The 9,902-nt window shown below is 62.9% G+C and carries 9 protein-coding genes and 1 pseudogene; 7 read left to right on the top strand and 3 right to left on the bottom strand.

Annotation, left to right across the window (positions count from 1 at the left end):
* From AUR66_RS01605 to AUR66_RS01595, 3 genes and pseudogenes are all read left to right on the top strand, one after another.
* A pseudogene (locus tag AUR66_RS01605) lies at positions 1–237 on the top strand (hypothetical protein); the annotation flags it as partial.
* A gap of 6 nt (positions 238–243) precedes the next feature.
* A complete protein-coding gene (locus tag AUR66_RS01600; protein WP_058570779.1) occupies positions 244–1,443 on the top strand; it encodes a branched-chain amino acid ABC transporter permease in 1,200 nt (399 codons plus the stop codon).
* 334 nt (positions 1,444–1,777) lie between these two features.
* Positions 1,778–2,182, top strand: coding sequence for a MaoC family dehydratase (locus AUR66_RS01595; protein ID WP_058570778.1), 405 nt, complete (start codon positions 1,778–1,780; stop codon positions 2,180–2,182).
* Between the two features lie 48 nt (positions 2,183–2,230).
* Here the strand turns inward: AUR66_RS01595 and AUR66_RS01590 are convergent, their stop codons facing one another.
* Both AUR66_RS01590 and AUR66_RS01585 read right to left on the bottom strand, forming a co-directional pair.
* Entirely contained in the window at positions 2,231–2,416 is a 186-nt protein-coding gene (locus AUR66_RS01590) for a hypothetical protein (protein ID WP_058570777.1), read from the bottom strand.
* Between the two features lie 82 nt (positions 2,417–2,498).
* Complete coding sequence (locus AUR66_RS01585; protein ID WP_058570776.1) at positions 2,499–2,696, bottom strand: heavy-metal-associated domain-containing protein; 198 nt, start codon at positions 2,694–2,696, stop codon at positions 2,499–2,501.
* Positions 2,697–2,829: 133 nt separating this feature from the next.
* On the opposite strand from AUR66_RS01585, the gene AUR66_RS01580 reads away from it, so the two are divergent.
* The 3 genes from AUR66_RS01580 to AUR66_RS01570 all read left to right on the top strand — a co-directional run bounded on the left by AUR66_RS01580 (position 2,830) and on the right by AUR66_RS01570 (position 6,543).
* Complete coding sequence (locus tag AUR66_RS01580; RefSeq protein WP_058570775.1) at positions 2,830–3,435, top strand: winged helix-turn-helix transcriptional regulator; 606 nt, start codon at positions 2,830–2,832, stop codon at positions 3,433–3,435.
* A 118-nt stretch (positions 3,436–3,553) separates the two neighbouring features.
* Positions 3,554–6,148, top strand: coding sequence for a heavy metal translocating P-type ATPase (locus tag AUR66_RS01575; protein ID WP_058570774.1), 2,595 nt, complete (start codon positions 3,554–3,556; stop codon positions 6,146–6,148).
* Positions 6,149–6,321: 173 nt separating this feature from the next.
* Entirely contained in the window at positions 6,322–6,543 is a 222-nt protein-coding gene (locus tag AUR66_RS01570) for a hypothetical protein (protein WP_058570773.1), read from the top strand.
* 9 nt (positions 6,544–6,552) lie between these two features.
* On the opposite strand, the gene AUR66_RS01565 is transcribed toward AUR66_RS01570, so the two are convergent.
* Entirely contained in the window at positions 6,553–7,407 is an 855-nt protein-coding gene (locus AUR66_RS01565; RefSeq protein WP_058570772.1) for a hypothetical protein, read from the bottom strand.
* A gap of 201 nt (positions 7,408–7,608) precedes the next feature.
* Between AUR66_RS01565 and AUR66_RS01560 the strand changes: the two genes are divergently transcribed.
* On the top strand, positions 7,609–9,902 hold a 2,294-nt coding region (locus AUR66_RS01560; protein WP_157532956.1), incomplete at its 3' end, for a P-loop NTPase.

Raw genomic sequence — 9,902 nt, 5'->3', positions numbered from 1 at the left:
GATACCGGCGACGTGGTCAGCGAGCTCGAAGGCATCGAAATCAGTGGCCCACGGGGGTCCTGGACGATGAGCTCCAAGAGCCACCAGGCCAGCGCTCCGTCCGTACTCGGCGTTTCCAGTTCAGACGACGACGTGCCGTACGACGGTCTCGGTCTCTCGAACAACAAGCAAGTGACCCTGTCCCGGGAAAAGGCCACCAGCCTGCTCGAAGGTTCTGGCCTCCCGCCGGGACTCTAGCGCGGAATGTCTGCCAACGCTCGCCAGAAGTTGCGGCTCGAAGGCAAGCGGCTCTGGGTAGCCGCGGCGATGGCGGTGCTGGTCGTCATCCCGTGGGTGCTCCCAGCCTTGCAGGTTGACTTGCTGACCCGTGCGCTGCTCATCGGTGTGCTGGCAGTCGCCTTCAACCTCCTGTACGGCTACACCGGGCTGCTGTCGTTTGGTCACGCGATGTTCGTCGGTGCGGCTGGCTACACCGCTGCGCTGTTCTTCCTGCGCGTGGTGCCAGCCTATGGCCTCGATTCGGCCTTCGGTGGAGTCTCGGTGCTCGTGAACTTCGTGCTTGCACTGCTACTGGCCGTGATTGCCGCCGGTATCCTAGCAGTGATTGTCGGTTACTTCTCGGTCCAGCTCGAGGAGATATACTTCGCGATGGTCACGTTGTCGTTCTCGATGGCCATCTGGGTCATCGTCCAGTACGACCACCTGGCTGCCGTGATGCCACTGGACGTTGTCACGAACGGCTCCGACGGTCTGGACTTCCTCTCACAAATCGGGACGGTCGATATCTTCGGTATCGAGTTCTACCTGCGGCACTTCCTCCACCCGCGACCGTACTACTACATCAGTCTCCTCATCGGGACGATGGCAGTGTACTCCCTGTGGCGAATCGTCCGGTCGCCGTTCGGGACGGTCTGTCAGGCGCTCAGGGAGAACCCCGAGCGGGCCCAGGCACTTGGCGTGAACGTCCAACGCCACCGCTGGAAGACGTTCATCATCTCGGGTGCCTTCACGGGGCTGGCCGGGGCGATGTTGATAATCCACGGAGGCGGTATCACCTCCGGGTCCGTCCACTGGACGGCCTCGGCCGAACCGGTGCTCGTGACAGTCATCGGTGGACCTTACTCGTTCCTGGGACCGATTATCGGTGCAATCACCTTCGAGTATCTCCGGTGGTTCATCCGACAATTCCCACTGCTTGAAGCCTACTGGGAACTCTCGTTCGGCATCCTGCTGCTAGTCGTGGTCCTGTTCTTCGACAACGGGGTCACCGGAGGTCTCAAGCGGTTCGGTGAGTGGCTCGGGGCGGCCCGCGGCCACTACGACCGCGACGGGTTCAGTGGGGTCGTCGGCTTCGGTGGCGAAAGCGTCGTCACAAAGTTGCATTCGATTCTCAACGCAGTCACCTCTATCACCGGCAGCAGTGGGCCGGGGTCGAACGACTGAATCCCACCGTTCGCTGCGGAGCCACCGTTCTTCTTCGGTCGAGTCAACCGGTTTCTCCTCGACGTGTTTTTACCACGTCGACGACTACGCGTGACGCTCCCGGCGAACTTCACATACCAACCCGCCCATTGATTGGATACGTCGACGACATGTGACACGGAGCGTGGCGGCGGCGATATCACGTGCGTTCGGCAGCACACACCTGCCCCGTTCCGATACCCCGTGCCACCCTCGGGGTCCCAGTCCCGAGGGACTCTCCTGTCGAGACCACACTCGTGTGAGTGGTCCACATGTCAACCCCGACGTAGAAGGGAGGTCGACTCGTCTCTCACGTATGGCAATCGCAACCGTCGGCGACACGTCTCGCGCGACACTCGACGTGACGACCGAGCGAATCGAAGCGTTCGCCGAGGTGACCGGAGACACGAACCCCCTCCACCTCGACGACGCACGCGCCGACGCGTCGATGTTCGGCGGTCGAATCGCACACGGAATGCTCTCTGCGGGCGCGGTCAGTGCCGCACTCGCCGACCTTCCCGGCGAAATCGTCTATCTCTCCCAAGACGTGCAGTTTCTGAAGCCAGTGCGTCCGGGTGAGACAGTCTCGGTGACCGTGACCGTCGTCGAGGACCTCGGCGACGACAAAGTTCGCGTGGAGACGGTCGCCGAGACAGACGAGACAGTGCTCACTGGAGAGGCAGTCGTGCTGTCGCTCCCTCCCGCCGAATCGACCGACTAAGCAACGTGGTGGCTGTCTTCCTCTCACACCGGCGAGGGGAGGCAGTACTTACATCGCCTGTGAATCCCAGTTTCGGAGCAACGCGACACTGAAGACGGTCAGGAGGGCAGCGATGCCGAGGTTTCTGGCGAAGTCACCGACGTCGCCGACGGCGACGAGTCTGTAGACGCCGAGAGACACGAGCAATCCGACGACGAACGTGAACAGCACCATCGTCCACGACCGGGCGCGCATAGTCGAACGTAGCGACTCCCCGGAGTTAGCCGTTGAGGTAGAGTCGTCGAAAAGCGGCAGTGAAGGAGTCGATTCGCCCGTTTCAGGCGCTCGCGTCGTAGCCTGCTTCTTCGACTGCAGCGACGAGTGTGTCGATATCGGCCTCACCTTCGATGGTGGCGCTGTCTGCCTCGCGGTCCGCTGTGGCGTCGGTCACGCCGGCGACGCCGGCGAGTGCCTCTTCGACGCGCCCTTCGCAGTGTTCGCACGTCATACCGGTGACGGTGATGGTCGTACTCATCGTCCGATGGTACGGTCTTCTCTCCTTTGTCGATTGCTCTTTTGGAAGACCGGCTCAGTCGCCAGCGACACTTTAGAATCGAAAGCGATGTTCGGGGAATACCTATGCAGTTGTGGCTCGTAAGCGACGGTACATGCGTGACCTCGACGAAACGGACCTTCGAATCCTCGAACTCCTCGCCGAAGACGCCCGCAGGTCGTTCAGCGACATCTCCGACGACGTTGGCCTCTCCGCCCCTGCCGTCTCCGACCGAATCGACAGACTCCGCGAAGAGGGCATCATCCGCAGGTTCACCGTCGACCTCGACCAATCGACGCTCGCCGGTGGAACACCCGTCCTCGTCCGCCTCTCTGTTCGCCCGGAGTTCGTCGACGAGGTGCGCGATATCCTCCGCGGTGCAGACCAGGTCGAACACCTGTTCGTGTCGGTAGACGGTACGGTGACGTTCCACGCCAGACTCGACGGCGACGCCACGCGCGTCGAACTGAACGAACTCGTAGACCTCTCGCGGGTCCGCGACTACGAGGTCAGCCTCGTCGAATCCGCCGAGTGGACGCCGACGGTCAACGGAACCGGGTTCGCACTGGAGTGCGCCGAGTGTGGCAACACCGTCACGAGCGAAGGCGAAAGCGCCCGCATCGGCGGGACACTCTACCACTTCTGCTGTTCGTCCTGTCTGGACCGCTTCGAGTCGCGGTACGACCGCCTCGAAGCGGGCGCGAACTCGAACGACGACTGAGTGGGGTCACTTCCAAACTCGGCCTCAATTCTCACCTTCGAATCGAAAGTTAGACGCCACAATTTTCCCGGTCCGTAAGGCACAATTCAGGTAAGAGAGGGGCACGTATACCTACGTAATGAGTAGCCGAACGGCACATCTAGACATCCGCGGCATGAGTTGCGCGAACTGCTCGCGCACCGTCGGGGACACGCTCGAATCCCTCGATGGGGTGTCGGAGGCGACCATCAACTTCGCCACCGACGAGGGGACTGTCGAGTACGACCCCGATGAGGTATCGCTCGCCGAAGTGTACGACGCCATCGAGATGGCGGGGTACGAGGCCGTCTCGGAGACACGGTCTATCGGCATCTCCGGGATGAGTTGTGCGAACTGCGCGGACGCGAACCGGAAGTCGCTGGAGTCGCTTCCCGGCGTCGTCGACGCGGAAGTCAACTTCGCCACCGACGAGGCCCTCGTGACGTACAACCCCGCCGACGTGACGCTGGACGACCTGTATCAGGCCGTCGAAGACGCCGGCTACACGCCTATCCGCGACGACGAAGACGGCACCGGCGACGACGGCGAGCGTGAAGACGCACGCGACGTGGCCCGAAACGAAGAGATACGTCGCCAGAGACGACTGACCCTCTTCGGTGCGGCACTGTCGACGCCGCTGTTGGTGATGCTCGCACTCGAACTGTTCACCGCGTCCGGCCTCCCGGAGACGATTCCGGGGACGGGCATCCCGATGGGATGGCTTGCGTTCGCCCTCGCGACGCCCGTACAGGTCGTCCTCGGCCGCGAGTTCTACGTCAACTCCTACAAGGCAATCGTGCGCAACCGCACGGCCAACATGGACGTGCTCATCGCGATGGGGTCCTCGACGGCGTACCTCTACTCCGTCGCCGTCCTCGTCGGCCTCCTCGCAGGGAGTCTCTACTTCGACACCGCCGCGCTCATCTTGGTGTTCATCACGCTCGGGAACTTCCTCGAAGCGCGCTCGAAGGGACAAGCCTCCGAGGCACTTCGGACGCTCCTCGAACTCGAAGCGGACACCGCGACGCTCGTCTCCGACGACGGCACCGAACGTGAAGTCCCGCTGGACGAGGTGGAAGTCGGCGACCGGATGAAGGTCCGACCCGGTGAGAAGATTCCCACCGACGGTGTCGTCGTCGAAGGCGACTCCGCCGTCGACGAGTCGATGGTCACCGGCGAGTCGGTGCCCGTCTCGAAGGAACCGGGTGACGAAGTCGTCGGGTCGACGGTGAACCAAAACGGCGTCCTCGTGGTCGAAGCGACCAAAGTCGGGTCCGAGACGGCGATTCAACAAATCGTCTCGCTCGTCAAGGAAGCACAGGGTCGCCAACCCGAGATTCAGAACCTCGCCGACCGCATCTCGGCGTACTTCGTGCCGGCAGTCATCGTCAACGCCCTCTTCTGGGGGAGCGTCTGGTTCCTGTTCCCCGAAGCACTGGCCGGGTTCGTCCAGTCGCTTCCGCTGTGGGGACTCGTCGCCGGCGGTCCCGCCATCGCGGGTGGGAGCGTCTCGACGTTCGAGTTCGCCGTCGTCGTCTTCGCGTCGGCAGTCCTCATCGCCTGTCCGTGCGCCCTCGGCCTCGCGACGCCGGCAGCGACGATGGTCGGCACGGCCATCGGTGCCCGCAACGGCGTCCTGTTCAAGGGTGGTGACATCCTCGAACGCGTCAAAGACGTCGAGACAGTCGTCTTCGACAAGACGGGGACGCTCACGAAAGGCGAGATGACGCTGACCGACGTGGTGGCACTCGGCCCCGCCGCCGACGGGTCGGGCGTCGTCACCGCCGACGACGAGGCACTCGACGAGACGGCCGTACTTCGGTACGCCGCCTCCGCCGAACGGAACAGCGAACACCCACTCGCACGCGCCATCGTCGAAGGGGCGGAAGACCGCGGCATCGACCTCTCGGACCCCGAGGACTTCGAGAACGTCCCCGGACACGGTATCCGCGCGACTGTCGAGGGTCGGACTGTCCTCGTCGGCAACCGCAAACTCCTCTCGGACGAGAGCGTCGACCCGGCACCCGCCGAAGACGCACTCCGTGACCTCGAAGAAGACGGGAAGACTGCGATGCTCGTCGCCGTCGATGGCGAACTCGCCGGTATCGTCGCCGACGCGGACGAAGTGAAAGACACTGCGAAGGCCGCCGTCAGCGCCCTCCGCGAACGCGGTACCGAGGTCCACATGATTACCGGCGACAACGAGCGAACTGCTCGCGCCGTCGCCGCGCAAGTCGGCATCGACCCCGACAACGTCAGCGCTAGCGTCCTCCCCGAGGACAAAGCCGACGCCGTCGAATCACTCCAGCGCGACGGTCGCAAAGTCATGATGGTCGGTGACGGCGTCAACGACGCGCCCGCCCTCGCCGCGGCGTTCGTCGGCACCGCACTCGGGTCGGGCACCGACGTCGCCATCGAGGCGGCAGACGTGACGCTCATGCGCGACGACCCGCAGGACGTGGTGAAGGCCATCCGCATCTCCGAGGGGACGCTCTCGAAGATCAAACAGAACCTGTTCTGGGCGCTCGGCTACAACACGGCGATGATTCCACTGGCGTCGCTCGGCCTCCTACAACCGGTCTTCGCCGCCGGCGCGATGGCGTTCTCGTCGGTGTCGGTGCTCGCGAACAGTCTCCTGTTCCGCACCTACAAACCGGACCACGACTACTCACTCTTCGACTTCTTCCGCCGGTAAGTCGGAGTTCCAGCATTGACTGGTTCTGTCGAGGACAGAACCCCTCTATTTCGTCTCGAACAACACTTCCACCGAGAACAGTTTGTTCGCAGCGATTTCGACGTTCGGCCCGAACGTCAGCTAGTCACGACGCCACCCAGTTTTTGTTCTCACGGAGTGAAGTATCAGCTACGATGATACGAGAAACGACGGCCGGGTTGGTGACGTGGATGGTAGTCGCAGTCGGTGTCTTCGTCGCACTCGTCGGTGTGGCGACGCTCGTCGGGATGCCGTGGCGCTACACCGCGATGGGTGCCGTCGGCATCGCACTGCAGATATTCGGGTCAGTCGTCGCCGTCGGAATCGGGGCAGGACTCGCGTGGCTCGGCGTGACGAGTGGGCGCGAAAAACGGTGAGTGGCGTGTTCAGTACCGCGACGGCAGGAACGCCATGCCGACGAGGAGGACAATCGTCGTGAACGAGACGATGGTGACACCCCACAGGCCGTTCTCGAAGAGGTGGAACTCCTCGATGCTCTGTTGCTGTGCTTCGTAGCTCTCGTAGTCCTGCGTCAGGACCATCGTGCTTCCGTCAGGGAAGTACGCGAGGTACTGCTGGTCGCCGATGGTCACGTTCGCCTCGTCGTCGACGCCGATGGTGTTCTCCTCGGCGGCGAACCACTCGAGAGTCACAGCCGACGGTTCGACTGCGGCGACGGTGACTGACTCGTTGTTGTAGTCGAAGGAGTCACCTTCGGCGACGGTGCGCGTCTCGTTGGCCGGGAAGTATTCGTCGGCGGGAACGAGCGTCGACTCGTTGACGACGACGTAGCGCTCACCGTCACGAGTGACCGTCTCGTTGTCGGCGTTCGGGTCGTTCTGCAGGATGGCCGTGTCGTTTCGGAGTTCGACGAGCGTCGCTTCGGACGGGTCGGAGACGTTGGCGATTTCGACACGGTAGTCCGTGCCGTCGAGCGTGACGGTGCTCGCGTTGTCCCACGTCTCGGTGAAACGGGCTGATTCGTTCACGTAGGAGAGTTCACCGGAACGGACGAGGGTGGTGCCGCCACCGTGCCCGCCGGATTCCTCTTCCTCGGTGATCGACGACACTGTATACGTCTGGTCACTGCCGGGGACGGAGAACTCGTCTCCCTGTGCCAGCGAGTACTCGGGGTTCTCGAAACTGATCGACGGCGTCGATGCAGTCGCGATGAGCGAGTATGCACCGGCACCGATGACCAGGAAGAACACGACGGAGATGATCGCGGCGCGTCGTTGCATGGTTTCGGCATGGGCCACACGGCGTATAACGATTACTTTTCTTCGGAGTGTGTCCGCGACCCCCCAGAACGGGTGAGGTAGTCACATCCCAGAATATTGAGGGGATTCGTCCGACAACCAAGGGTTTTGATACCGGTGTGCAATACAGTACCAGCAAGACCTTCGGTCGAGTCTGGGCAGGCCGGCCGAGTTGGGGGTACGATGACATCTGAGAACGAACACGTGACCGACCATCTCGAACTCGTCTTCGACCGGTTCGACTTTCTCCGGGCGTTGGACGACGATAGCCTCGACAAACGCGACTTGGCCGACCACCTCGGCTACTCTCGGTCGACTGTGGACCGGGCCATCCGTGACCTGACTGCGTCTGGCCTCGTCGTCGAACGGCAGGGTAGCTTTTCGACTTCGCTGAAGGGTAGGTACGTACTGACACTCTTCCAGTCGTGTCACGACGACCTCTCAGACCTCCTCGACCTGGACTCGATTCTCTCCAAAGAGGCCGCAGACTACCCACTTCCTCTCTCGGTACTCCTCGGTGCCGACGTCCAGCAGACGGTCAGCACGTCTCCCGATCGTCCAATCGAGGAACTCGGCGCGCAACTCGCGTCGACGAGTCACGGCACGTTCGTCTTCGCTCGACGACCGAATCACGCGTACATGGAGCGCTTGACGCGATGGATTTCCGACGGACACTCGTGTCGCATCCTCGCGCCCGAACCCGTCGTCACGGCCATGTGGAGAGAGTCTCCGCTCCTCCTCGAGACGATTCACACCGTCGACAACTGCGCGATTCGTACCGGAGAGGTCCCACCATTTTCCTTCTTGCTCACGGCCGTCGACGGAACACCGCACCTGACGATTGTCGATTACGACGCCGACAGACACCCGCGGTGTGTGATACAGAACACGTCCGACGAGAGCGTGAAGTGGGGACGGACCCGTGCACAGTCGCTTTGGAACGAGGCGACTCCCTTCGACCTCGACGGACAACTCGACGGCGAAGCCGACGAGACGCCAGTCGGTGGTGAGACGACCGACCTAGGTGGAATCACACCTAACGGTGGATCAGATACGAGTGACCCACCCGACGTGGCCGAAGTCCCCGCTGGAGCGTCAGAGACCGACCCGCGTGCAGCGAGTGAAACACAGGACTGCGGGACACCACTCCCGACGACGCTCCAGTCGCAGGGGTTCGTCCGCCTCTCACCGGAGTACTTCGACCGCGTCGGCGTCTCGGCACCACTCGCGTGCTGGCGCGCCGGATTCGACCTCGCCGAAGTCCGCAAAGGCTACGCACTCGACCGTGAACGACCGACGTCCGACGGCCGCGAGAACGTCACTGACGACGTGGTCGAACGACTCCGTGCCGGCGACGACCACGTCGTCGTCGGACCGCCCGGTTCCGGAAAGAGTACGGTGTGTATGTCTGTCGCCACTCGCTGGTACGAGAGCGAGCGTGGTACTGTCCTCTATCGGAAGAGTGGCCGGCGAGAACCCTTCTCCGCCACGGCACACCTCTCGGCGTATCTCGCCGAGACGCCGGGGCACACGCTCGTCGTCGTGGAAGACGCGACGCGGAGCGAGGCCAGCGATATCTTCGAACTCGTCCGTGAGTTCGCCGACGACGACCGGGTGACGTTCCTCTTCGACAGCCGTGAAAACGAGTGGCGTGAGGGCCACCTCCGCGGGTCTGCCCGCCTCGAATCACACCGGACTCAGGCAATCGACGTGGTGTCGGTCCCCCCGGTCGACGCCCGCGAACGCGAACGCATCGTCGAGCACTTCGAAGAGACGGTTGGTCGCACAATCGACCTCGACCCCGAGGAGTTCCTCCCCGGCGAAGAAGACGAACTCGCCCCGGGAGAGATGTACCTGTTCTTCCATCGCCTCGCGCGGCACGTCGAACCCACCTCCTACGGTGATTCGGCCCCGACGACGCTACTCGACGACATCGACAGTGTCTACGAGGACCTTCTGGCGGTCGACGAAGAACTCGCCGTCGACGTCGGTGTCCTCGTCAATCTCCTGAACGCCTCCGGAATCGACGTCGACGTTCCCCTCGCGTACGCGCTGGCTGAATCGACACACGACGAATCGGTCGTCGAGTCGGCACTCGACGAACTCGAACGCTCGGTCCTCTACTCCACGTTCGGCGACGCAGAGTCAGACCGCGTTCGGACCGTCCACGAGACGTGGTCGACGCGGTTCCTCCAGCGACTCCTCGATGTCGAATCCGAACGGCGGGCGAGACGCCGGTTCGAGCGCTGTCTGGACGCCCTCTTCTCGCTCGTCGACGACGAATCGGAACGACGGCGAGTCCAGTCGGTCTTCGGTGGGACCGCCGACATCGTCCGAACGATACACGAAGAGCCCGCGTCGTGGGGTGACCACCTCGTAGAGAACGTCTTCCAACTCGGCGTCAACAACCCGACACTCTCGGAACTGTTCGCCGAGACGGAGTACTCGGACGTCCGTGTTCCCAGTACGTGCGATTC

The organism is Haloferax profundi (assembly GCF_001469865.1).
Classification (GTDB): Archaea; Halobacteriota; Halobacteria; order Halobacteriales; family Haloferacaceae; genus Haloferax; species Haloferax profundi.
The sequence above is the reverse complement of the archived record's forward strand: the minus strand, read 5'-3'. Positions and strand labels throughout refer to the sequence as shown.